Origin of the sequence: Streptomyces sp. DH12 (genome assembly GCF_020873895.1) — a bacterium.
GTDB lineage: Bacteria > Actinomycetota > Actinomycetes > Streptomycetales > Streptomycetaceae > Streptomyces.
In genome coordinates this window covers 56,934-79,709 of record NZ_JAHWGT010000027.1, presented here as the reverse complement: position 1 = coordinate 79,709, position 22,776 = coordinate 56,934, and the positions used below count along the sequence as shown (strand labels likewise).

The 22,776-nt window shown below is 75.0% G+C and carries 16 protein-coding genes; 8 read left to right on the top strand and 8 right to left on the bottom strand.

Annotated elements, in window-relative coordinates:
* Nucleotides 1–22 precede the first annotated feature (22 nt).
* Both LPA54_RS23410 and LPA54_RS23405 read right to left on the bottom strand, forming a co-directional pair.
* A complete protein-coding gene (locus LPA54_RS23410; protein ID WP_228981023.1) occupies nt 23–1,282 on the bottom strand; it encodes an Ig-like domain-containing protein in 1,260 nt (419 codons plus the stop codon).
* A 196-nt stretch (nt 1,283–1,478) separates the two neighbouring features.
* Nucleotides 1,479–2,690, bottom strand: coding sequence for an Ig-like domain-containing protein (locus tag LPA54_RS23405; RefSeq protein WP_228981020.1), 1,212 nt, complete (start codon nt 2,688–2,690; stop codon nt 1,479–1,481).
* Nucleotides 2,691–3,010: 320 nt separating this feature from the next.
* Here LPA54_RS23405 and glgX point away from each other — a divergent pair, with 320 nt between their 5' ends.
* The 3 genes from glgX (at nt 3,011) to LPA54_RS23390 (ending at nt 9,194) form a co-directional block, all read left to right on the top strand.
* Nucleotides 3,011–5,218, top strand: coding sequence for a glycogen debranching protein GlgX (gene glgX / locus LPA54_RS23400; protein WP_308112890.1), 2,208 nt, complete (start codon nt 3,011–3,013; stop codon nt 5,216–5,218).
* A 218-nt stretch (nt 5,219–5,436) separates the two neighbouring features.
* Complete coding sequence (locus tag LPA54_RS23395; RefSeq protein ID WP_228981019.1) at nt 5,437–7,236, top strand: ABC transporter ATP-binding protein; 1,800 nt, start codon at nt 5,437–5,439, stop codon at nt 7,234–7,236.
* Entirely contained in the window at nt 7,233–9,194 is a 1,962-nt protein-coding gene (locus tag LPA54_RS23390; RefSeq protein WP_228981017.1) for an ABC transporter ATP-binding protein, read from the top strand. Before LPA54_RS23395 ends, LPA54_RS23390 begins: the two co-directional genes overlap by 4 nt.
* Before the next feature lie 5 nt (nt 9,195–9,199).
* Here the strand turns inward: LPA54_RS23390 and LPA54_RS23385 are convergent, their stop codons facing one another.
* A complete protein-coding gene (locus LPA54_RS23385) occupies nt 9,200–9,400 on the bottom strand; it encodes a hypothetical protein (protein WP_228981013.1) in 201 nt (66 codons plus the stop codon).
* A gap of 137 nt (nt 9,401–9,537) precedes the next feature.
* Between LPA54_RS23385 and LPA54_RS23380 the strand changes: the two genes are divergently transcribed.
* The 4 genes from LPA54_RS23380 to LPA54_RS23365 all read left to right on the top strand — a co-directional run bounded on the left by LPA54_RS23380 (nt 9,538) and on the right by LPA54_RS23365 (nt 12,022).
* Nucleotides 9,538–10,485, top strand: a complete 948-nt coding sequence (locus tag LPA54_RS23380) for a helix-turn-helix transcriptional regulator (protein ID WP_228981008.1) — start codon at nt 9,538–9,540, stop codon at nt 10,483–10,485.
* Nucleotides 10,403–10,579 (top strand): DUF397 domain-containing protein, encoded by a 177-nt coding sequence (locus LPA54_RS23375; RefSeq protein ID WP_228981006.1) that lies wholly within the window; start codon nt 10,403–10,405, stop codon nt 10,577–10,579. Before LPA54_RS23380 ends, LPA54_RS23375 begins: the two co-directional genes overlap by 83 nt.
* A gap of 104 nt (nt 10,580–10,683) precedes the next feature.
* Nucleotides 10,684–10,893: a DUF397 domain-containing protein gene (locus LPA54_RS23370; protein ID WP_228981000.1), complete on the top strand. Its 210-nt coding sequence runs from the start codon at nt 10,684–10,686 to the stop codon at nt 10,891–10,893.
* Nucleotides 10,862–12,022: a hypothetical protein gene (locus tag LPA54_RS23365; RefSeq protein WP_228980998.1), complete on the top strand. Its 1,161-nt coding sequence runs from the start codon at nt 10,862–10,864 to the stop codon at nt 12,020–12,022. The genes LPA54_RS23370 and LPA54_RS23365 overlap by 32 nt, the downstream gene beginning before the upstream one ends.
* 49 nt (nt 12,023–12,071) lie before the next feature.
* On the opposite strand, the gene LPA54_RS23360 is transcribed toward LPA54_RS23365, so the two are convergent.
* Together LPA54_RS23360 and LPA54_RS23355 are read right to left on the bottom strand one after the other, a co-directional pair.
* Complete coding sequence (locus tag LPA54_RS23360; RefSeq protein ID WP_228980995.1) at nt 12,072–12,692, bottom strand: hypothetical protein; 621 nt, start codon at nt 12,690–12,692, stop codon at nt 12,072–12,074.
* Nucleotides 12,693–12,755: 63 nt separating this feature from the next.
* Nucleotides 12,756–13,673 (bottom strand): MerR family transcriptional regulator, encoded by a 918-nt coding sequence (locus tag LPA54_RS23355; RefSeq protein WP_306806530.1) that lies wholly within the window; start codon nt 13,671–13,673, stop codon nt 12,756–12,758.
* A 313-nt stretch (nt 13,674–13,986) separates the two neighbouring features.
* Here LPA54_RS23355 and LPA54_RS23350 point away from each other — a divergent pair, with 313 nt between their 5' ends.
* Nucleotides 13,987–16,029: a M4 family metallopeptidase gene (locus LPA54_RS23350; RefSeq protein WP_228980991.1), complete on the top strand. Its 2,043-nt coding sequence runs from the start codon at nt 13,987–13,989 to the stop codon at nt 16,027–16,029.
* Between the two features lie 306 nt (nt 16,030–16,335).
* On the opposite strand, the gene glgP is transcribed toward LPA54_RS23350, so the two are convergent.
* The 3 genes from glgP to LPA54_RS23335 all read right to left on the bottom strand — a co-directional run bounded on the left by glgP (nt 16,336) and on the right by LPA54_RS23335 (nt 21,997).
* Complete coding sequence (gene glgP, locus LPA54_RS23345; protein WP_228980990.1) at nt 16,336–18,972, bottom strand: alpha-glucan family phosphorylase; 2,637 nt, start codon at nt 18,970–18,972, stop codon at nt 16,336–16,338.
* A 135-nt stretch (nt 18,973–19,107) separates the two neighbouring features.
* The gene (locus LPA54_RS23340; protein ID WP_306806529.1) at nt 19,108–20,862 is read right to left on the bottom strand and encodes an FAD-dependent oxidoreductase; all 1,755 of its coding nucleotides are present in this window, start codon (nt 20,860–20,862) and stop codon (nt 19,108–19,110) included.
* Nucleotides 20,863–20,875: 13 nt separating this feature from the next.
* On the bottom strand, nt 20,876–21,997 hold the full coding sequence (locus LPA54_RS23335) for a monodechloroaminopyrrolnitrin synthase PrnB family protein (RefSeq protein ID WP_228980987.1): 1,122 nt from the start codon (nt 21,995–21,997) through the stop codon (nt 20,876–20,878).
* Nucleotides 21,998–22,776 lie beyond the last annotated feature (779 nt).

Here is a 22,776-nt window from a genome sequence, read left to right as displayed (position 1 = left end):
TCCGCCACTCGGCCCGCTTTCGCTACTTGGTCCACTCCGCCCAGGACATGTTCCAGCCGTTGAGCCCGTTGTCCGGCTGGATCTGCTTGTCCTTGGAGTTCTTCACGACGACCACGTCGCCGATGAGGGAGTTGTCGTAGAACCAGGCGGCGGGCATGGAGCCGTCGTAGGCGCCGCGCACGTCGCGCAGGCCGACGCAGCCGTGGCTGACGTTGGCCGAGCCGAAGGTGCCGGCCGACGCCCAGTAGTTGCCGTGGACGAAGGTGCCCGAGGTGGACAGGCGCATGGCGTGCGGCACGTCCTTGATGTCGTACTCGCCGCCGAAGCCCACGGTGGCGCCGTTCATCCGGGTCACCTTGTACTTCTCGCTGATGACCATCTGACCGTTGTACGTGGTCGTGGACGGGGCGCCGGCGGTGATCGGGATCGTCTTGATCAGCTTGCCGTCGCGGACGACCTTCATGGTCTTCTCGCTCGCGTCGACGGTGGAGACCTGGCTGCGGCCGATGGTGAAGGTGACCGTCTTGGACTGCTTGCCGTAGACGCCGGGGCGCCCCTCGACGCCGTCCAGGTCGAGCCGCACGGTCACCTTGGTGCCGGGGGCCCAGTACTTCTCGGGGCGGAAGTCCAGGCGGTCGTTGCCGAACCAGTGGCCCTCGATCGGCACGGCCGGCACGGCGGTCACCTTGACGGCCTTCTCCACGGCCTCCGGGTCGGTGATGCCGCGGGTGAAGTTGATGGACACCGGCATGCCGACGCCGACGGTCGAGCCGTCCTCCGGCGTGTAGTGGCCGAGGAAAGTGTTCTTCGGGACGAGGGTGGTGAAGGTGGTGTCCTTCGCCGACTCACGCCCGTCGGCGTCCTCGGCGACGGCGTGCACCTTGTACCGGGTGCCGGCCGCCAGATGCCTGACCGGCTGCCAGGCGGTGGCGTCGGCGGACAGCCTGCCCTCGACGGGCCGGCCCTTGGAGTCGGTCACCTCGACCGTGGTGAGCTTGCCGTTCTCCGCGGCGACCTTCAGCACGCCGCTCGTCCCGACCGCCTCGGCACCGTCCTTCGGCGCGATGGTCACGACGGCCTGCGAGGGCCCGCTCGCGACCTGCCCCGCGCCGTCCCGGCCCGCGGCCCCGCCCTTGTCGCCGTCCGCCTGGGCGCCGCCCCCACAGGCGGTCACCAGCAGCAGCAACGTTCCGGCAACGAGGGCCAGCGGCCCCCTGCCCCGGCCGCGCCGCCCCCGCGGCGCCGTCCCGGCCGATGCCCCCGATATCGGCTGCCCCTTCACGCTGTACCTCTTCCCTCGCACGACCGCGGCACCGCCGTGGCCTGCACCCCCGCGCGCTGAAGCCGCGCGCACCGCGATAGATAATCACACCGCGCGCCTGGTGGAGCGCCCCGGATTGTCACCGTTGGGTCCCAACTTGTTCACACGGCAACAGTCCCGGACGGAGTGCTTCCGGCCGGTGGCCGGACCGGGGGGTTCAGCGCAGCGCCGAACCGGCCCTCCACTGCCGCCAGTCCATGTTCCAGCCGCCCAGGCCGTTGTCGGGGGCGACCTTCCGGTCACGGGAGTTGACCACTTCGACGACGTCCCCGACGAGGGTCTGCTCGAAGAACCACCCCGCGGGCGTCTTTGCGCTCCCGCCCTTCACGTCGCGCAGCCCGATGCAGCCGTGGCTGACGTTGGCCGAGCCGAAGGTGCCGGCCGGCGCCCAGTAGTTGCCGTGGAGGAAGGTGCCCGAGGTGGTCAGCCGCATGGCGTGCGGCACGTCCTTGATGTCGTACTCGCTCTTGCCCCGGGCGTCCTTGAAGCCGACGGTCGCGCCGTTCATCCGGGTCACCTCGTACAGCTCGGTCACCACCATCCTGCCGTTGTAGGTGGTGGTCTTCGGGGCGCCGGCCGTGACGGGGAGGGTGGCGAGGAGCCGGCCGTCGCGGCGCACCCGCATGGTGTGGGCCTCGGCGTCCACCAGGGACACCTGCGAGCGGCCGACGGTGAAGCGCACCGTGCGCTGCTGGATGCCGTAGACGCCGGGTGCCGCCTCGACGTCCCGCAGCCGCACGTCCACGGTGACCTCGGTGCCGGGCCGCCAGTACTCCTCGGGGCGCAGGTCGAGCCGGTCGGCGCCGAACCAGTGGCCGACGACCTCCACGGGCGGGTCGGCGGTGACGCGGACGGCCCGCTCCACGGCCGCGCGGTCCCGCACGGGCCGGTTGAAGCGGAAGGAGACGATCATGCCGGTGCCGACGGTGGAGCGGTTCTCCGGCGAGAAGTAGCCGATGAAGCGGTGGTCGGGCACGAGCGTGGTGAAGGTGGTGTGCCGGGCCGAGCGGCGGCCGTGCCCGTCGAGGGCGACGGCGTCGACGGCGTACTTGGCCGCCGTGGCCAGCCGGGTGCCGGGCTCCGGCCGCCAGCTCAGCCCGTCCGGGGAGAGGGCGCCCGGCACGTCGGCGGGCTGGGCGTCCTCGATGCGGCGCACCCGGACGCCCTCCAGCCGGCCGTCCGGTACCCGTACCTCCAGCCGGGCGTCGGGGGCGACGCCCTCGGCGCCGTCCCGGGGCGTCACCCGGATGGTGTCCCCGACCGCCCGGTCGGGGCGCCCGCCCGGCGCACCGGGGGCGCCCGGCGCGCCCGCGCCGCCCGCCGCCGCGCACCCGGTCAGCCCGGCCGCCGCTCCCGCCCACAGCGCCACCGCGGCGACGCCCAGACCTGCCCTTTTGCGTAGGTGTCTCACATCCCGCCCAACGACGTGCCCCCGGCGGGGGAAACGTCTGTACGGGTCGTGTTCGGCCGGGTCATGTTGGGAGCAGGTGCGCGCGGGCAGAACACGGGGAGGACCGGGGCGGGGTCGTCGGGGACCGCGGCCCGGACGCCGCACGAGCCGCGGGAGGCCGGCAGGTGTCGAGCGCAGCCGAACGAAGGCCAGTCGAGAGCGCGGAGCCGGGGGCACCGGACGCGCCCGCCGGGGCGCGTCGCACGCGGCCGGACGGGGTACGCCGGGGCGCGGTCCCGGTGACGAGCACGGGGCCGGGGGCCGGTACGGGAGGGGAGGCGCCGCCGCCGACACCACCCGCCTGGCCGGGGGCGCCGACCCCGCTGGGCGCCCGGGTCCGCACGGGTCCCGGCGGGGTGACGGGGACGAACTTCGCCCTGTGGGCGGGGGGCGCGGAGGCCGTCGAGGTGTGCCTGTTCGGGCCCGGCGGCGCGGAGACGCGGGTGCCGCTGACGGAGCAGACCCACGGCATCTGGCACGGCTTCGTGCCGGGTGTCGGGCCGGGCCGCCGGTACGGCTACCGGGTGCACGGCCGGTGGGACCCGTGGGCGGGTGCCCGCTGGAACCCGGCGAAGCTCCTCCTCGACCCGTACGCGCGGGCCGTCGACGGCGACTACACGCTGCCGCCCGAGGTGTACGGGCACGTGCGGGACTGGCCGGACCAGCCGGTCGCGGACACCGTGCGCGACGACCGCGACTCGGCGCCGTACGTGCCGAAGGGCGTCGTGGTCCACGACGACGCGCCGGGCGACGAGTGGGCCGACGACCGCAGGCCGAAGACGCCGTGGGCGGACTCCGTCATCTACGAGCTGCACGTGCGGGGCTTCACCATGCGCCATCCGGGCGTGCCGGAGGAGCTGCGCGGCACGTACGCGGGGCTGGCGCACCCGGCGGCGGTCGAGCACCTGGTGCGCCTCGGCGTGACGGCGGTGGAGCTGCTGCCGGTCCACCAGTTCGCCCACGAGGACCACCTGCTGCGGCGCGGGCTGCGCAACCACTGGGGGTACAACTCCATCGGCTACTTCGCGCCGCACGCCGCGTACGCCGCGACCGGCACGGGCGGGGAGCAGGTCGGCGAGTTCCGCCGGATGGTGCGCGCGCTGCACGAGGCGGGCATCGAGGTGATCCTCGACGTCGTCTACAACCACACGGCCGAGGCGGGCGAGCTGGGCCCGATGCTGTCGCTGCGGGGCATCGACAACCGGGGGTACTACCGGCTCCAGCACGACGCCCGCCGCTACGCGGACTACACCGGCTGCGGCAACACCCTGCACGTGGTGCAGCCGCAGGTGCTGCGGCTCATCACGGACAGCCTGCGCTACTGGGTGACCGAGATGGGCGTCGACGGCTTCCGCTTCGACCTGGCGGCGGCGCTGGCCCGGTCGATGCACGACGTCGACATGCTGTCGCCGTTCCTGGCGGTCATCGCGCAGGACCCGGTGCTGCGGCGGGTGAAGCTGATCGCCGAGCCGTGGGACGTGGGCAGCGGCGGCTACCAGGTGGGCGCCTTCCCGCCGCTGTGGACGGAGTGGAACGACCGCTACCGCGACGCGGTGCGCGACTTCTGGCGGGGCGCGCTGCCGGACGTGCGGGACCTCGGCTACCGGCTGTCGGGGTCGAGCGACCTGTACGCGTGGGGCGGGCGGCGCCCGTACGCGTCGGTCAACTTCGTCACCGCGCACGACGGGTTCACACTGCGGGACCTGGTGTCGTACGAGCGCAAGCACAACGAGGCCAACGGCGAGGACAACCGCGACGGCACCGACGACAACCGGTCGTGGAACTGCGGCGCCGAGGGCGAGACGGACGACGAGGCGGTGGGCGCGCTGCGCCGCCGCCAGATCCGCAACATGCTCACCACGCTGCTGCTGTCGACGGGCGTGCCGATGATCGTCGCCGGTGACGAGATGGGCCGTACGCAGGGCGGCAACAACAACGCCTACTGCCAGGACAACGAGACCGGCTGGGTGGACTGGTCGCTGCTCGACGAGCCGTGGGCGCGGGAGCTGCTGGCGCTGGCGCGGCGGCTGCTGGCGCTTCGCCACGCCCATCCGGTGCTGCGGCGCCGGGCGTTCTTCTCGGGCCGGCCGCAGGGCTCCGACGGGCTGCGGGACCTCGCGTGGTTCACGGCCGCCGGGGAGGAGATGACGGAGGCCGACTGGTACGCGCCGGCCCGGACGATCGCCTTCTACCTGTCGGGGCGCGACATCCCGGGGCGCGACGAGCGGGGCGAGAAGGTCGTGGACGACAGCTTCCTGGTGATCCTGCACGCGGGCGACGCCCCGGTGGAGCACCGGCTGCCGGGGGTGCCGTGGGCGGCGGAGTACGCGCTGGTGGTGGACACCTCGCGGGAGGAGCAGGAGCGGGCGCCGCGGGCGGTGTGCCCGGGCGGCGGGACGGTGACGGTGCCGGCGCGGTCCGCGCTGCTGTGGCGGGTGGCCGACTGAGGGGCGGGTGACGGGCCCCGGGGGCGGGGCGGGGCCGGCCTGCGCGCGGCGCCGGAGGCGCGGGACCCGGGGGGGGCGCGGGGCCGGGAGGCGCCGGCGGGGCTCGGGGCGGGGAGGCCCGGGCGGCCGGGCGCGGGGCGCCGGAGGCTCGGGCGGGGCGGCTGTTCGGCGGAAAACCGCGTGAGACCTGTCAGTGGTGAACCCTAGGCTCGGTCCTGATGCCTTCCTCGCCCCCGCCCCCCGCCCCGTCCCCCGTCGCCGAGCGCTCCACCGTGCGGTCCCTGCTGCGACTGTGGCCGTACCTGCGCCCCGTGCGGGGACGGTTCTTCGCGGCGGCCTTCGTCGCCGTCCTCGCGTCCTGTCTGAGCCTGGTCATCCCGCTGATCCTGAAGTGGATGGTGGACGGCCCCGTCGCGGACCGCGACCCGGGCGGGGTGTGGCTGGGGGCGCTCGCGCTCCTGGGGCTGGGCGTCACCGAGGCGGTGCTGTTCGGGCTGCGCCGCTGGCTGGTGGCCCGGCCGATGACGGCGGTGGAGGCGGCGCTGCGCCGGGATCTGTACCGGCGGCTCCAGCGGCTGCCCGTGGCCTTCCACGACCGGTGGGCGTCGGGGCAGCTGCTGTCGCGCGGGACGACGGACCTGTCGCTGCTGCGGATGTTCCTCGTCTTCCCGCTGACGTTCCTCTTCGTCAACGCCGTGACGGTGCTCGTGGGCTTCGCGGTGCTGCTGTGGCAGGACTGGGGGCTCGGGCTGGTGCTGCTCGTACCGGTGGTGCCGCTGATCGTGGGCTGCTCGATGTTCGAGACGCGCTACTCCCGCGTGGCGCGCGCGGCGCAGGACCAGGTGGGCGACGTGACGACCGTCGTCGAGGAGAGCGTGCTCGGCATCCGCGTCGTCAAGGGCTTCGGCCGGCACCGCAGCCAGGCGAGCGCCTTCGCCGTGCTGGCGGAGCGGCTGCGCGGCACCGAGCTGCGCAAGGCCCGGCTGCTGGCGTCGATCTGGGCGTTCATCACGATCGTCCCGGAGCTGGCGATCGGCGCGGCGCTGGTGCTGGGCACGGTGCAGGTCGCCGACGGGGAGCTGTCGGCGGGCACGCTGGTGGCGTTCCTGTCGACGGCGCTGGCGCTGCGGTGGCCGGTGGAGTCCATCGGTTTCCTGCTGGCGATGAGCCAGGAGGCGGCGACGGCGACGGAGCGGTACTTCGAGGTCATGGACCAGGCGGAGGAGGACCCGGGCGGCGCGCCGGCCGCGGCGGCCGCCCCGCGCGACCCGCGCGGCGGGCTGGTCTTCGAGGGCGTGTCCTTCCGCTACCCCGACGCGCCGCCGGACGCGCCGCCCGTGCTGCGCGGCGTCGACCTGCACGTGCGCCCCGGCGAGACGATGGCGCTGGTCGGCGCGACCGGGTCGGGGAAGACGACGCTGACCGCGCTGGTGCCGCGGCTGCACGAGCCGACGTCGGGGCGGATCCTGCTGGACGGCGAGGACGTCACGGGCATGCCGCGCGAGCGCCTGCGGTCCCTGGTGGCGGTGGCGTTCGAGGAGCCGACGCTGTTCTCGGCGAGCGTCCGGGAGAACGTCCTGATGGGCGCCGGCGCCGAGGCGGGCGACGTGGAGCTGCGGCGCGCGCTGGACGTGGCGCAGGCCGGCTTCGTCGACGACCTGCCGCAGGGCCCGGCCACCGAGGTCGGCGAGCAGGGCCTGAGCCTGTCCGGCGGGCAGCGCCAGCGGCTGGCGCTCGCCCGCGCGGTGGTGGGCGGGCCGCGCTTCCTCGTCCTGGACGACCCGCTGTCGGCGCTCGACGTGCACACCGAGGCGCTGGTGGAGGCCGCGCTGCGGGAGGTGCTGCGCGGCACGACGGCGCTGGTGGTGGCGCACCGCCCGTCGACGGTGCTGCTGGCCGACCGGGTCGCCCTCCTGTCGGAGGGCCGGATCGCGGCGGTCGGCACCCACCAGGAGCTGCTGCGGAGCAGCACGGAGTACGCGTGGCTGATGTCGGGTGCGGAGGTCGAGGGGCGATGACGACACGGGAGGAACGGCGGGGGAAGGCGTCCCGCGAGGAGACCGGGGCGGCCGCCGTGGCGGAGCGCGAGGCCGCGGAACGGGAGCGGGAGAGGGAGGAGCGGGAGACGGAGGCGGGCGAGGCAGGGGTGCGGGAGGCGGCGGAGCGGGAGGCGGCGGAGGAGCGGGACCGGTTCGACCGGGACCAGCTGCCCGCCCCCGCCGGTGCCACGGGCGCGCTGCTGCGGTCGCTGCTGGCGCCCCGGCGGGCGCGGGTGGCGCTGTCGGCGCTGCTGCTCCTGCTCCAGCAGGCGGCGGTGCAGGCCGGGCCGCTCATCGTGGCGTACGCGATCGACCGGGCCGTGCCGGCCCTGCGCCAGGGCGACCACGGCCCGCTGGTCGCGGTGGCGGTCGGGTACGGGCTGTGCGCGGTGGGCGCCGGGCTGTTCCAGTACGGCTTCACCCGGGCGTCCGGCCGCGTCAACCAGGACGTGCTGCTGGACCTGCGGGGCCGGATCTTCCGCCACGCCCAGGCGCTGAGCGTCGACTTCCACGAGCGCTACACCTCCGGGCGGCTGATCTCGCGGTCCACGACCGACGTGGAGTCGCTGCGGGAGCTGCTGAGCGAGGGCCTCCAGGAGCTCGTCAACGTGATCGTGTCGTTCGTGGCGATCTCACTGCTGCTGCTCTGGCTGGACTGGGGCATCGGGTCCGTCGCGGTGGCGTCGTTCGTCCCGCTGTACCTGCTGGTGCGGTACTACCGGCGGCGCGCGTCGCGGGCGTTCAGCGCCCGGTCGACCGCCATCGCGGCGGTCATCGTGAAGTTCGCGGAGACGATGAACGGCATCCGGCCGGTGCGCGCGTTCCGCCGGGAGGCCGGCAACGACGAGGTGTTCGGCGCCCTCAACCACCACCACGAGCGGCGCAACGGCGACGCGATCCTGGAGATGGCGCGGTACGTCGTCGGCTCCCGCCTCGTCGCCAACACGGCGGTCGCGGGCATGGTCCTGTGGGGCGCCTACCGGGTCGCCGACGGCACCCTCGCCCTCGGTGTGCTCGCGGCGGCCGTGCTGTACGTGCGGCGGCTGTACGACCCGATCGACCGGCTCGCGATGTTCCTCAACGCCTACGAGTCCGCCGCCGCCTCCCTGGAGAAGATCGCCGGGCTCCTCGCGCAGGAGCCGACGGTGCCCGAGCCGGCCGCCTCCCGCGAGCTGCCGCCCCGTCCGGCGGGGGCGCCGGGCCGCGAGGTCGTCTTCGAGGGCGTCCGCTTCGCGTACCGCACCGGCGGGGAGGTGCTGCCGCGCTTCGACCTCACCCTCCCGGCGGGCCAGACGGTCGCGGTCGTCGGCTCGACCGGGGCCGGCAAGTCGACCCTGGCGAAGCTGCTGGCCCGCTTCTACGACCCGTCGGAGGGGCGGGTCCTGCTCGACGGCGTCGACCTGCGCGACCTCGCCACGCCGGAGCTGCGGCGCGGCGTGGTGATGGTGACGCAGGAGGCGTTCCTGTTCTCCGGGACGGTCGCCGAGAACATCGCCCTGGGCCGCCCCGACGCGACCCGCGAGGAGATCGAGCACGCCGCGAAGGCGATCGGCGCGCACGACTTCATCGCGGCCCTGCCCGACGGGTACGACACGGACGTGCGCAAGCGCGGCGGGCGCATCTCCGCCGGCCAGCGCCAGCTGGTCGCGTTCGCCCGCGCGCTGCTCGCCGACCCGGGGGTGCTGATCCTCGACGAGGCGACCAGCTCGCTGGACATCCCCGGCGAGCGGGCCGTGCAGCGCGCCATGGACACCGTCCTGCACGGGCGGACGGCCGTGGTGATCGCCCACCGCCTGTCCACCGTGGAGATCGCCGACCGGGTGCTGGTCATGGAGCACGGCCGGATCGTCGAGGACGGCCCCCCGCAGCGCCTCATCGCGGGCGACGGCCGCTTCGCCGGCCTCCACCGGGCGTGGCGGGAGAGCGTCGTCGGCTGAGGCGGTCAGCCCCGGTACCCGTCCCCCTCGTGCGTCTCGGCCAGGTGGCGGCGGAGCAGCACGTTCGCGTCCGTGGCGGCGCTGACGTCCCCCCGGTGGCGGGCGCCGGCGCGCTGCGCCGCCAGCTCCAGGCACGGCAGGCAGCCGGGCCTCGGCACGGGCGGCCGGTCGTGGACAGGTGTGCCGTATTCGGGCGGGTGTTCCATCGGTGCTCCGTAGGTGGCTTCGCGCCCCGTGTCGGCGGGGCGCTGGTTACGTTGGGTTCCCTCAGCGTCGCGCAGTGCGGCGACGCGACTCAACGCTGACGGCGTGCCAGTGATCGACTGTCACGGAGGGGGCCACGGTGAGCAGGAGGAACGCGACGGGAGGGGCGGCGTCCACGACGGCCGCCCTCTTCGGCGAGGTACTGAGGCACCACCGCGAGGCGGCGGGCCTCACCCAGGACGCCCTGGCCCGCGACATCCCTTGCGACCGCTCGCACGTGGCCCGCGTCGAGTCGGGCAAGCGGGTGCCGCAGGACACGTTCGCCCACCGCTGCGACGAACTGCTGGGCACCGGCGGGATGCTGCTGCGGCTGTGGGGGAAGGTCGACTGGTACCCGGAGGTGGAGCATCCGGACTGGTTCGAGCGACGCGTCCGGCTGGAGGCGGAGGCGGTGGCCGTCCGCGAGTACCAGACCGTCTTCATTCCGGGGCTTCTACAGACGACTGCCTACATGCGATCGTTGTTCTCGCTGCACTGCCCGGACGCCGACGAGGTCGAAGAGCGCGTACGGGCCCGCGCGAGTCGACAGCCGCGTTACCTGCGCCCCGACGGGCCGGTGTATGTGGCCGTGTTGGACGAGAGCTGCCTCCATACCGTCATGGGCGGTCCGACCGTCATGCGGGAGCAGTGCGCCCATCTCTTGAAGGTGACGGAGCAACCCAATGTGCGTGTTCAGATCGCCCCGTTGGCGGACCCGCGGATCGTTCGCCCGCACACCTCCATGTCCCTCATCCGGCTTCCTGGCGGACAGGAGTGGCTGTACTCGGAATCCCTACTGCGCGGGCACTTTCATGGCGATCCAGACCTCTTGGCACGCTCCAACGGAACCTATGATGTGCTGAGGGCCGATTGCCTGTCTGCCCGCGAATCAAGGGCTCTGATCAGAGCTGTGATGGAAGGGTATGTGAGCCATGACCAGGCAGCACCTCCATGCGGCACAGTGGATGAAAAGCAGCTACAGCGCCGCGAACAGCGGAAACTGCGTCGAAATCGCCCCCGCTTTCCCCGGCGCCATCCCCGTACGTGACAGCAAGGACCCGCTCGGCCCCATCCTCGCCTTCGACCGGTCCGCCTGGGCCGCCTTCGTCGGTGCCGTGCGCGACGGGGACCTCGCCGAGTAACACCTTCACCGCGAGCGGAGCCTGTGATGTGCTGAGGACCGATTGCCCGACTGCCCGCGCATCAAGGGCTGGCATCAGCGCTGTGACGGAAAGGTATGTGAGGCATGAACAGGCAACACCTCCACGCGGCGCACTGGATCAAGAGCAGCTACAGCGGAACCAACGGCGGCGACTGCGTCGAGATCGCCCCCGCTTCCCCCGGCGCTCTCCCCGTACGTGACAGCAAGGACCCGCTCGGGCCCGTCCTCGCCTTCGACCGGTCCGCGTGGGCCGCCTTCGTCGGTGCCGTGCGCGGCGGGGACCTCGCTGAGTAGCGCCGTCACCTGGGGTCGCGACCTCCCCCTGCGCTACGTCCTGGAGCACGAGGAGTGGGACGGCGAGCAGGTCACGTGGGCGTGGTGCGTCGACGTCGACGGGCTGTTCGTGGACCGCGAGCCGGTGCGCGAGCGGCTGGTCCTCGAAGGGTGCGAGGCCGAGGGGCGGTTGCGGCTGGCCGCCGAGCGGTGTGCGGGCGGGCCCGTACCGCTGGGGGAGTTGCCGGTCCTGGTGGAGGACGGGGCGGACGACTCCGTCGGTGACTGGTGGACGCTCGACCAGGTCGCCGTGGTCGGTGCGGCGGACGGTGACGTCGTCGTCGAGGCGGTCGTGACCGAGGAGCCCCGCAGCCCCGCGCGGCCCGTGAAGCCCGAGGTGCTCGTGTTCAACGGGGTGTCCGGCGACGTCATCGGGCGGGCCCGCCGCGTCGCGGGGCTGGACCGGGTACGCCGTCGGCCGCAGACGCCGCCGCTGCGCCTGCTCGGGTGCGAGCCGTGGGAGCCGCTGCTGAGGCGGATGCGGCGGGAGCGGCACGGCGGTGACGGCGGGCTGCTGCTGCGGGCGTTGGACCGGTCCGGTCGGACGCTGCACGTGGAGGAGGCGGTGTCGGTCGAGGTGGCCGAGTGCCGCCCCTCGTCGCTCGGCGGGGCCCTCGTGGACGTGACCCTGCGGTACGGGGCGCCCGACCCCCGTCCGGCCGCCGCGCGGGCGGCGCGGGACGCCTGGTTCGAGGGGCCGCCGCGGGAGCGCAACGCCTGGGCGGGGCTGTCGAGCGAGGGGCGGCGGGAGTGGCTGCGGTACACGGAGCCGCGGCCCGGCCCGGACGGGGCCGGCGCGGTGTGCGAACTGGACGGCCGGTTCGTCACCGACGTGCCGGGGCTGGAGTGCGCCCTGGGCGAGGCGGTCGCCGGGCCAGGCGGCGGCTACGTCCAGTGCTGGGCGGCGCTGCGCGGCTGCCAGTGCGGCGGGGAGGCGCCCCCGGAGCCGTTCACCCTGGTGTGGCGCGACGCCGACGTGGCCCGTGGGGCGCTGGCCGGGGTCAGTGTGGACAGCGCCGGGGAGCTGACGTACGTCGGGAGCGTCGTGCGGCTGCTGCGCCGCGTCGGCGTCACGGTGGAGCTGCGCTGAGGGCCCGGAGCGGCACCCGCTCCGGGCCCTCGGCGGACGACCGGGCGGCTCACATGACGCCGAGCCGCTCCAGCAGCGGTTCGCGGTTCGTGCGCCGCCGCACGTACCCGCGCCACCCGGCGAGCGGCACCATCAGCGTCCAGGCGGCGACGCCGACGACGAGGCCGGTGCGGCGGTCCCGCGCGTCCACGTCGGCGGCGTCGGCCAACGGCACCTCGCCCTCCGGGTCACGCACGATCTCGATGCGCTGACCGACCCGGTAGCCGGGGTCCGAACCGCGGTACTCCAGCGGTTCGTCGAGCCGGCCGTCCGGGCCGACGAGGGTGTAGCTGTGGTCGTTGCCGCTGCCCTCGTGGGCGAAGACGAGCACGCTCTCGCGGACCCCGCGCCGCTCCAGCGCGGCCTCGGGGGCGTACTGCACCGAGCCCACCAGGACCAGCAGGGCCGGCACCGCCGACAGCAGCGCCAGCCACCACGCCCGGTGGAGCAGGCGCAGCACGATGACGAAGGCGAGGCTCAGCACGACGCCCACGGCGATCGGGACGGCGTCGTAGCCGAGCGTGACGTACGCCAGGGCGGTGTTGCCGACGGCGATGCCCCAGGCGAACAGCAGCACCAGCAGCGTGCGGAGCAGCATGGTCCGCCTGCTCGTACGGGTCCCCTCACTCATGGGAAGCAGGGTACGGACCGCGCCCGGCACCTGCGACCACGGGGGCGCCGGGCGGTTCGGCGGCTACGCCCGCAGGGCGGTGATCAGCCAGGTGAAGGCCGGGGCCTGCGGCGGGAAGGGCGGCCGGTCGTTGAGCACCCCGAGCAGCTGCCAGTACCGCTCCACCCGGACGTCGGTGAAGGTGGCGAGGTGGTCGGCGAGCCGGGCGCGGTCCGCCGGGGGCAGCGCCGGGTCGACGATCCGGTGCAGGAGCTCCCTGCCGGCGGCCGACTCGGGGGCGACGCCGTCGCGGACCGCGCGGCCGGCGTGTTCGGCGACCAGCGCCGGGTCGGGGCCCTGCGGCTGCGGCTCGGTGCCGGTGCGCGCGCCGGCCACCGCCATCTCCCGTACGCGGGCGCGGAACTGCTCGTCGCCGACCAGTTCGGCCAGCTCCACCCAGGCGTCGAGCTGCTCGGGGGTGGGGTCGGCGGGCAGCTCCGCCGGGAGGGTGCGCATGGCCTGGGCGATGTGCCCGCCGGGGCCGTCGGCGGGGACGCCGTCGAAGGTCGCCTGGACGAAGTCGTCGATGATGCGCTGCCGTTCGTCGGCGGACATCCGGGTCAGTTCGTGCATGAGTCTCATCTCCTCGGTGGTGGTTCCGTGCCGGGCCACCCGCCGCAGCACCGCGCGCCGCACGTGCAGCGTGCGGAGCTCCGCCTCGACGGCGCGCAGGTGCGCGGCGGCCACGTCGTGGACGGTGACCTGCCTGGCCAGCACCCGGCGGACCGTGTCGAGGTCCAGGCCCAGTTCGCGCAGGGTGCGGACCAGGTCGAGGCGGGCCACGGCGCCGGTGTCGTAGAGCCGGTAGCCGCCCGTGGAGCGGGCGGTCGGCTCGACGACGCCGTTGTCGGACCAGAAGCGGATGGTGCGCACCGGCAGGCCGGTGCGGCGGGCGAGCTCGCCGATCGTCAACAGGGCGGCGCGGTCGCTCACGGGATCCATCGTCGGCCTTCCAGCGGGTGGAGACTCAAGTCCCTCGTGGGACGGGTGGGGAGGGGCGGGGGAGGCACGGCGACGGTACCGCCGGAAGCCGCCCCCCGCGGAAGGGACCGGCCCCGGGAAACACCGGGTTGACGTCCGCTTAACGAACTTGACCTTTCAGGCAACGGACGACTTCCGGCCAAGTTCTTGACGCGGTCCTGACAGGAGGCGCACGCCGGTGCGACTCTTCCCCCGTTCGCGCTCCGCCAGCTCTGCCTGCTCCGCCCGGGGACACACCCAGGTCTCCGGTACCCCCCTCGCACAAGGAGTCCGCGTGAGATCCACGCCAAGCCGTCGCGCGACAGCGACGGGCGCTCTGATAGCCGCCGCCGCCATGCTCGCCGTGGGCGTCCAGACGGGGCCCGCCTCCGCCGGCCCCGCATGGGGCACCGCGGCCCCGCAGGGCCAGGCCGCCGGCCAGGCCGACCCGGGCGCCCTCCCCGCCGACCTCTCCCCCGCCCAGCGCACCGCGCTCATCCGCGCGGCCGACGCGGGCAAGGCCGAGACCGCGAAGGAACTGGGGCTCGGCGCCCAGGAGAAGCTCGTCGTCCGCGACGTGACGCAGGATCGGGACGGCACGACCCACACGCGCTACGAGCGCACCTACGCCGGCCTGCCGGTACTCGGCGGCGACCTCCTCGTCACCGAGACGAAGGCGGGGCGGACCGAGGCGGTCGCCAAGGCCGCCCGCGCGGAGCTGAAGAACGTCGACCTCAGCGCCGACATCGCCCCGGCCGCGGCCGAGAAGCAGGCGCTCGGCGCCGCCCGCGCCGAGGGCTCGAAGGCCACGCAGGCGCAGCAGGCGCCCCGCAAGGTGGTGTGGCTCGCCCAGGGCAGGCCCGTCCTCGCGTACGAGACCGTCGTCGGCGGCCTCCAGCACGACGGCACCCCCAACGAGCTGCACGTGGTCACCGACGCCGCCACCGGCGCCAAGCTGTACGAGTGGCAGGCCGTCCACAACGGGACCGGCAACACCCAGTACAGCGGCCAGGTCACCCTGGGGACCGCCCAGTCCGGCAGCAACTTCACGCTGACCGACACCGCGCGCGGCAGCCACAAGACCTACAACCTCAACCGCGGCACCTCCGGGACCGGGACGCTCTTCTCCGGCCCCGACGACACCTGGGGCGACGGCACCCCGACCAACCTGGAGACCGCGGGCGCCGACGCCCACTACGGCGCGGCCCTCACCTGGGACTACTACAAGAACGTGCACGGCCGCTCCGGCATCCGGGGCGACGGCGTCGGCGCGTACTCGCGGGTGCACTACGGCAACAACTACGTCAACGCCTTCTGGCAGGACAGCTGCTTCTGCATGACGTACGGCGACGGCTCCGGCAACGCCAAGCCGCTCACCTCCATCGACGTCGCCGCGCACGAGATGACGCACGGCCTGACCTCGGTCACCGCCAAGCTCGTCTACAGCGGCGAGTCCGGCGGCCTCAACGAGGCGACGTCCGACATCTTCGCCGCCGCCGTGGAGTTCCACGCGAACAACCCCAAGGACGTCGGCGACTACCTCGTCGGCGAGAAGATCGACATCCGCGGCAACGGCACCCCGCTGCGCTACATGGACAAGCCCAGCAAGGACGGCTCCTCCAAGGACGCCTGGTACTCGGGCATCGGCAGCATCGACGTCCACTACTCCTCGGGCCCGGCGAACCACTGGTTCTACCTGCTCTCCGAGGGCAGCGGCGCCAAGACGGTCAACGGCGTGAGCTACGACTCGCCGACCTCCGACGGGCTGCCCGTCACCGGCATCGGCCGGGAGAAGGCCGCGCTGATCTGGTTCAAGGCGCTCACCACCAAGTTCACCAGCACCACCAACTACGCGGGCGCCCGCACCGGCACGGTCGCCGTCGCCACCGAGCTGTACGGCGCCGGCAGCGCCGAGGTCAAGGCCGTCGAGCACGCCTGGGCCGGCGTCAACGTCGGGGCCCGCCCCGGCGGCGGCGACCCGCCCACCGGCAAGGTCTTCGAGAACCCGACGGACGTCCCCATCCCGGACAACGGCGCCGCCGTCACCTCGACCGTCGACGTCACCGGCGTCGCGGGCAACGCGCCCTCCGCCCTCAAGGTCGACGTCGACATCGTCCACACCTGGCGCGGCGACCTGGTCGTCGACCTGGTCGCCCCGGACGGCTCGGTCTACAACCTGAAGCCGTTCAGCTCCTCGGACTCCGCCGACAACGTGAAGGCGGTCTACACGGTCGACGCCTCCAGCGAGGTCGCCAACGGCGCCTGGAAGCTGCGCGTCCAGGACAAGGCCAGGCAGGACACCGGCCACATCAACCACGTGAAGCTGATCTTCCCGTAGCCCGGCCGCCCGACCACGGGCACCCGCCCGGTGACGGGCACCCGCCCGGTGGCGGGCGACCGGCCACCCCCCACGGATGAAGAGACCGCCGTCCCCCTCGGGACGGCGGTCTCCCGCGTATCCGGCGCCGCACGGCCGACCGGGGCCGGCCGGCGGCCTCCTCCCGCGGTACCGGTCGGGGTCCGCCGTACGGCCGAGGAGGAGCCGGGACCACGGGACGATGCCGGCGCGGCGGCGGCGCGGCAGGCTGGGGCCGGGCCCGTCGCCCCCCACGAGGGGAGGGGGCGACGGCCCCGGCGGCGCCGCTCAGCGCAGCAGGACGCCCGCGCCCTCTCCCGGCGGCTCCGCCGGCAGCGCCACCAGACCCAGGTCCGCCCCGGCGGCGAGCAGCCGGTGCGCGGGCAGCACCCGCACGGTGTACCCGAACGGGCCGGTGCGGTCCAGGCTCAGCGGACCCTCGTACACCCAGCGGCCCTGCTGGTCGGGGCCGGCGCCGCCGGCCGGCTTCAACGGGAACGTCCGGGCGTCGGCGAGCGCGTCGCGGGTGTCCACGCGGCCCGCCACCGCCTGCACCTCCACGTCCTCCGGCTGGAGCTCGCCCAGGGTGACCCGCACCCGCAGGGCCAGCGTGGCGCCCAGCTCGGCGACCTCGCTGGACTCGTCCGCCTCCACGTGGTCGACGGCCACGCCCGGCCAGGCCGCCCGGACCCTGGCCTTCCAGGCGGCCAGCTCGCGCGCCCCCTCCAGGTCCAGCGACCGGTGGGCCCGCGCCGCCGGCGTGTACAGCCGCTCGACGTACTCGCGGACCATGCGCCCCGCGACCACCTTCGGGCCGAGCGAGGTGATCGTGCGGCGGACCATCTCGATCCACCGCTCGGGCAGGCCGTTGGCGCCCCGGTCGTAGAAGCGCGGCGCCACCCGCTGCTCGATCAGCTCGTACAGGGCGTGCGCCTCCAGGTCGTCGCGGCGCTCCTCGTCGGTGGTCGGCCCGTCGGCGGTGGGAATCTCCCAGCCGAAGTCCGGGTCGTACCACTCGTCCCACCAGCCGTCGCGGACCGAGAGGTTGAGGCAGCCGTTCAGGGCGGCCTTCATGCCGCTCGTACCGCACGCCTCCAGCGGTCGCAGCGGGTTGTTCAGCCAGACGTCGCACCCCGGGTACAGCTTCTTGGCCATCGCCATGCCGTAGTCGGGCAGGAAGACGATGCGGTGGCGCACCTGCGGGTCGTCGGCGAAGCGGACCATCTCCCGCACCAGCCGCTTGCCGCCGTCGTCGGCCGGGTGCGCCTTGCCCGCGACGACGATCTGCACGGGCCGGGTCGGGTGCAGCAGCATCTCCCGGAGCCGGTCGCGGTCGCGCAGCATCAGCGTCAGCCGCTTGTACGACGGCACCCGGCGGGCGAAGCCGATGGTCAGGATGTCCGGGTCGAGGACGCCGTCGATCCAGCCCAGCTCCGCCGCGCCGGCGCCGCGCTCCCGCCAGGAGGCGCGCAGCCGGGTCCGCACCTCGTGCACGAGCTGCTCGCGCAGCTCGCGGCGCAGCTCCCACACGGCGGCGTCGTCGATCTCGGCGACGGCGTCCCAGCGCTCCGAGCCGCCCACGCTGAGGGCGTCCTCGGCCCGCTGCGCGCCGATCCGGCGGGCGCCGAGCCGGAAGACCTCCGGCGCCACCCAGGTGGGGGCGTGGACGCCGTTGGTGATGGAGGTGATCGGCACCTCCTCCGCGTCGAAGCCCGGCCACAGCCCGGAGAACATCGAGCGGCTCACCGAGCCGTGCAGGGTGGAGACGCCGTTGGCGCGCTGGGCGAGGCGCAGTCCCATGACGGCCATGTTGAAGACGTGCGGCTCGCCGCCGGGGTACGTCTCGCGGCCCAGTTGGAGGACGCGGGCGACGTCCACGTCCGGGAGCTCGGCGCCGGGGCCGAAGTGGCGGGCGACGAGGTCGCGGTCGAAGCGGTCGATGCCGGCGGCGACGGGCGTGTGCGTGGTGAACACCGTCCCGGCCCGCACGGCCTCCAGGGCGGCGTCGAAGTCGGTGCCCTGGTCGGTCAGCTCCCGGATGCGCTCCAGGCCCAGGAAGCCGGCGTGGCCCTCGTTGGTGTGGAACACCTCCGGGGCGGGGTGGCCGGTGAGGGCGCAGTACGCCCGTACGGCCCGGACACCTCCTATTCCCAGGAGCATCTCCTGCAGCAGCCGGTGCTCGCTGCCCCCGCCGTAGAGCCGGTCGGTGACGTTCCGCTCGCTCGGCCCGTTCTCCTCGACGTCCGAGTCGAGCATGAGGAGCGGGACCCGGCCGACCTGCGCGACCCACACGTGGGCGAAGAGGGACCGGCCGCCGGGCAGGGCCAGGGAGATGCGGACCGGGGTGGCGTCGGGACGGCGCAGCAGCGTCAGGGGCATCTCGTTGGGGTCGAGCAGCGGGTAGTGCTCCAGCTGCCAGCCGTCGCGGGAGAGCGACTGGCGGAAGTAGCCGTGCCGGTAGAGCAGGCCGACGCCGACCAGCGGGACGCCCAGGTCGCTGGCGGCCTTGAGGTGGTCCCCGGCGAGGATGCCGAGGCCGCCGGAGTACTGGGGCAGCGCGGCGGTGACGCCGAACTCGGGGGAGAAGTAGGCGACGGCCGCGGGCGGCTCCGCGCCGCCCCCGTCCGCGTGGGTCTGGTACCAGCGGCGGCCTCGCAGGTAGTCGTCGAGGTCGTCGGCGGCGGCGGTCAGTCGGCGCAGGAAGCGCCGGTCGCGGGAGAGTTCGCCGAGCCGTGCGGCGGAGACGGTGCCGAGGAGCCGCACCGGGTCGCCGCCGGCCGCGCGCCACCCCTCGGGGTCGACGGCCTGGAACAGCTCACGGGTCTCGGCGTGCCAGGACCAGCGCAGGTTCCGCGCGAGGTCGCTGAGGGGTCGCAGGGGTTCGGGCAGGACGGGGCGGACGGTGAACCGACGGATGGCCTTCACGTGTTCCACCTTCGCAGGGGAGGTACGTACAGTGGCGGACCCACCACGGTATGCGCCCGCCGTTCCGGGACGACGGTAGTGCCACGGCGCCGCGCGCGGCCATGCCGCACGGCGCACGTGGCACCGGGGGCGCACTCAGCGGCGCGCGCGTACCGGCGTGTCGCCCGGACGGGTGCGTGCGGCCGCCAGGTCCCGCACCGGCACGGCGTACGGGGAGCCCTGGTTGACCGCCTCCGGGTCGAAGGCGCCCGTGGCGGCGTACCGGGCGGCGATGGCGCGGCGCTCCTCCGGCGGGACGACGGCGTCCGCGTCGGTGAAGCCGCCGGGGGCCCGCTCGTGGGCCAGGTGGATGACGGCCTCGGGGCCCAGGCGCCGGTTGGCGCGCTGGAGCTCCGTCATGGCCGGCCGCCGGTGCGCGTCGTACGCCGCGAGGGCGTCCACCGGGTCGCGGTGGACGGCCAGCGCGTGGGCGAGGGCCCGCGCGTCGACGACCGACTGGGTGGCGCCGTTGGAGCCGGTCGGGTACATGGCGTGGGCCGCGTCCCCGACGAGGGTGGTGCGGCCGTGGCTCCAGCGGCCGAGGGGCTCGCGGTCCACCATGGGGTACTCGTACGCGCCGTCGGCCGCGCGCAGCACCTCCGGGACGCTGACCCCGTCGAACTCCCAGCCCGCGTAGTGGTCGAGGAGCCGCCCGACGGGCACGGGCCGGTTCCAGTCGCCGAGGAACCGCTCGTCCACGGCGTCGGCCGGCATGGCGAGCGCCCAGTTGACGAGGACGCCCGCGCGGCGGGGGGACGGCTCCGTCATCGGGTAGACGACCGCCTTCTGCCGGTCGTCGCCCGCGACGAGCATGAACGGCGCGGTGCGGTGGGCGTCCATCGGCGACACGCCCCGCCACACCAGCACGCCGTTCCACGGCGGCTCGCCCTCGTCCGGGTGGAGCGCGGAGCGGACCGCCGAGCGGATGCCGTCGGCCCCCACCAGCACGTCCGGTTCGAGGTGGGTCACGCCCCGCACCCCGCCGGAGCAGTGCTCGATCCGCACGCGCGGCCGGTCGCCGCCGGACGGCTGCTCCACACCGGTGACGCGGGCGCCGGTGACGAGCGTGCCGGGCCCCAGCCGCTCCTCGACGGCGTCGGCGAGGACGCGCTGGAGGTGGGCGCGGTGCACGGAGAGCTGCGGCCAGCGGTAGCCGGCGCGCAGGCCCCGCTCCTCACGGGCGATCAGGGCCCCGCAGCGGTGGTAGTAGCGCAGCTCGCGGGTGCGGACCGCGTCCGCCTCCAGCCGGTCGAGCAGGCCGAGCGCGTCGAGCTCCCGCACCGCGTTGGGCATGAGGTTCAGGCCCGCGCCGAGGGGACGCAGCTCGGGCGCCGCCTCCACGACGGTCACCCGCCCGTGGCCGGCGGCGTGCAGCGCGAGGGCCGTGGTGAGCCCGGCGACGCCGCCGCCCACGACGAGGATGTCGGGGGACGTGTCGCGCAGGGCGCAGCGGGCGGCGGCCCGGCGGGCGGGGGTGCACGGACGCACACCGTCGGCCTCGGCCGCGGCGCCGAGGCCGAGGCCGACGTCGTCCGCCCCGACGCCGAGGCCATCGCCCGGATCGGGGGCGGGGGCGGGGGCTTGGGCCGGATCCGGGGCCGGGTCGGGGTCCGGGTCGAGGCCCGGGTCCGGGTCGGGGGGCCGAGGGGCGGCGAGGGGCGTGGGCGGGGTCGCGGGCCGGACCGGGGTCGGCGTCCGGTCCGTGGTCGCTGTCCCGCCCGGGGCCCGGGCCCCGTCCTCGGCGGTGTCCTGGGTGGTGTCCCGAGCCGAGTGCCGAGCCGCGTCCCGAGTGGTGTCCGGCGCGTCCTCGGCGGTGTCGGGGGTGCGGTCCGGGGTGGTGTCCGGAGTCATCTCCGTGGTCCTCTCAGACGGCCGGGGTGCGGGGCGGGACCGTGGCGCGGCGGACCAGGTTCTCGTTGTCCCGGGTCAGGTCGAGGACCGTGCGGAGCAGGGTGACCGGGGCGCCGCCGCTGCCCGCCTCGTACAGGCGCAGCTCCTCGTGGTACGCCTTGCGGGCGATGCCGAGGTGACGGGCGCGGAAGGTCTTCAGCAGCCGCAGGACCCGCGCCAGCGACACCGCCGACGCGGTGAGCGCGGGCGGCGTCCGGTGCCCGCTCTCCCAGCTGAGCGCGGCGGTCAGCTTGCCCACGGCGGAGACGCCGCCGCGGTGCGCGGCGTGGAAGGCCCGCCAGGACGGCAGGCTGTAGCGCACGGACTCGTCGAGGAAGGCGTCGTACCGGGTGTCGGAGCGGTCGCTCTGCCAGAGCGTCAGGTCGACCAGCCACAGCGGCACCTGCGCGGCGGCCGGGCCGAGGTACTCGCGGCCCGCGACGTCGATCCCCTCGAAGTACGGGCGCAGGGTGCGGGCGAAGAACTCGGGAGACACGCGGGCGACGGTGAAGTCGATGGAGTCGACCATGGACTGGACGTGCTGTGCGGTGCGGTCCAGTGCGCAGGCGAAGCCCGGGTCGTACGGTTCGAGGCGGGCCAGTTCCCCGCAGGTGCCCAGGGCGGCGACGAGGCCCGGGAAGACCATCCGGACGGCGTCCTGGAGGTGGGCCTCGGTCTCCGTGCCGGTGTAGCTGCGGCGGCGCCGGCCGAGCGGGTTCCAGGTCGTGTAGTGGTGGACCGTGTCGCGCGGCACCATGTCGGTGCGCCGGCCCAGTTCCTCCAGGACCGGCAGGACCTCCGGGACCGCCGCGACGGGCTCGGTGCCGTGGCGCTTGAGGGAGCCGAGGAGCACCCCCAGGTCCCGCATCCCGGCCAGGGCCTCCACGACGCTCCAGCCGGCGATCCGGTCGAGGTCGGGGACGAGGGCGCGCAGGGCGACGGTGAGGGCTGCGGTGTCGGCGTCCCGGTTGATGCCGGGGACGGCGGCGAGGACCGCGTCGGCGCCCAGCGGGTCGGCCGCGCGTATCTCGGCTATGCGGTAGCGCGGCTCCGCGCAGGTGACGAGTCCTGGCTCGACGACGTCGTACAGGCTCAAGGGAGGGCCCCTCTCGGGCGGGTGTGGATGGGGGTGGTCGCGGCCGGCGCACGGGCGGACCGCGGCGGGGTGGCGGGGTGGTGCGTGGGCCCGCCGGGCCGCCCGGCGTCACCGCGGGGCGCCCACCCGGTCCTGGCGCGGGGTGGCCGCCGGTACGGGGGCGGGCGGGCGTGGCCGTACGGGGCGCGGGCCGGCGGCCGCCGGGGAGGCGGCGCCGGCCGGCCGGGCCGTACGGAAGCAGGGGGTCCGCGCGGGGGGCGCCGCCCGTCCGGGGGTGCGGACGCGGACGGCGGCGGGCGCCGCGAAGACGGCGGGGGCGGCCGGTCCCGCAGGGGCGGGCGGGGTGCCGGGGGCGCCCGGGGTGGCGGGGGCGGTGGCCGCCGGGGGCGCGGTCAGGGGCGGCGGGGCGCAGGCATGCGGTGCCCGCGCCGTACGCGCCCCCGGCACGTCATCGCTCCCGGCGGGCCGGCGAGACCGGCGCGGTACGCGGGACCGCCGTGGCACCCGGGGCCGGCGCGGTACGCGCGACCGGTGCGGCATGCGCGACCGCGGTGGCACGCGGGGCGGGGCACGGGCGTGCGCCGCCGCGCGCAGCACACGGACCGCCGTCGGGTCCGCGCCGGCGTCCCCCGCCGGGTCCGCGCTCGGGTCCGCGCCGGGGTCCGCCGTCGGGTCCCGTCGCGCCGCCGTCGCGTCGCGACTGCGAGTAATCCTGACCCGACCTGGTCACCATGTCTCCTCCGCGGAACGGCTGCGCCCAGCAGAGCCTGACCGCCCCC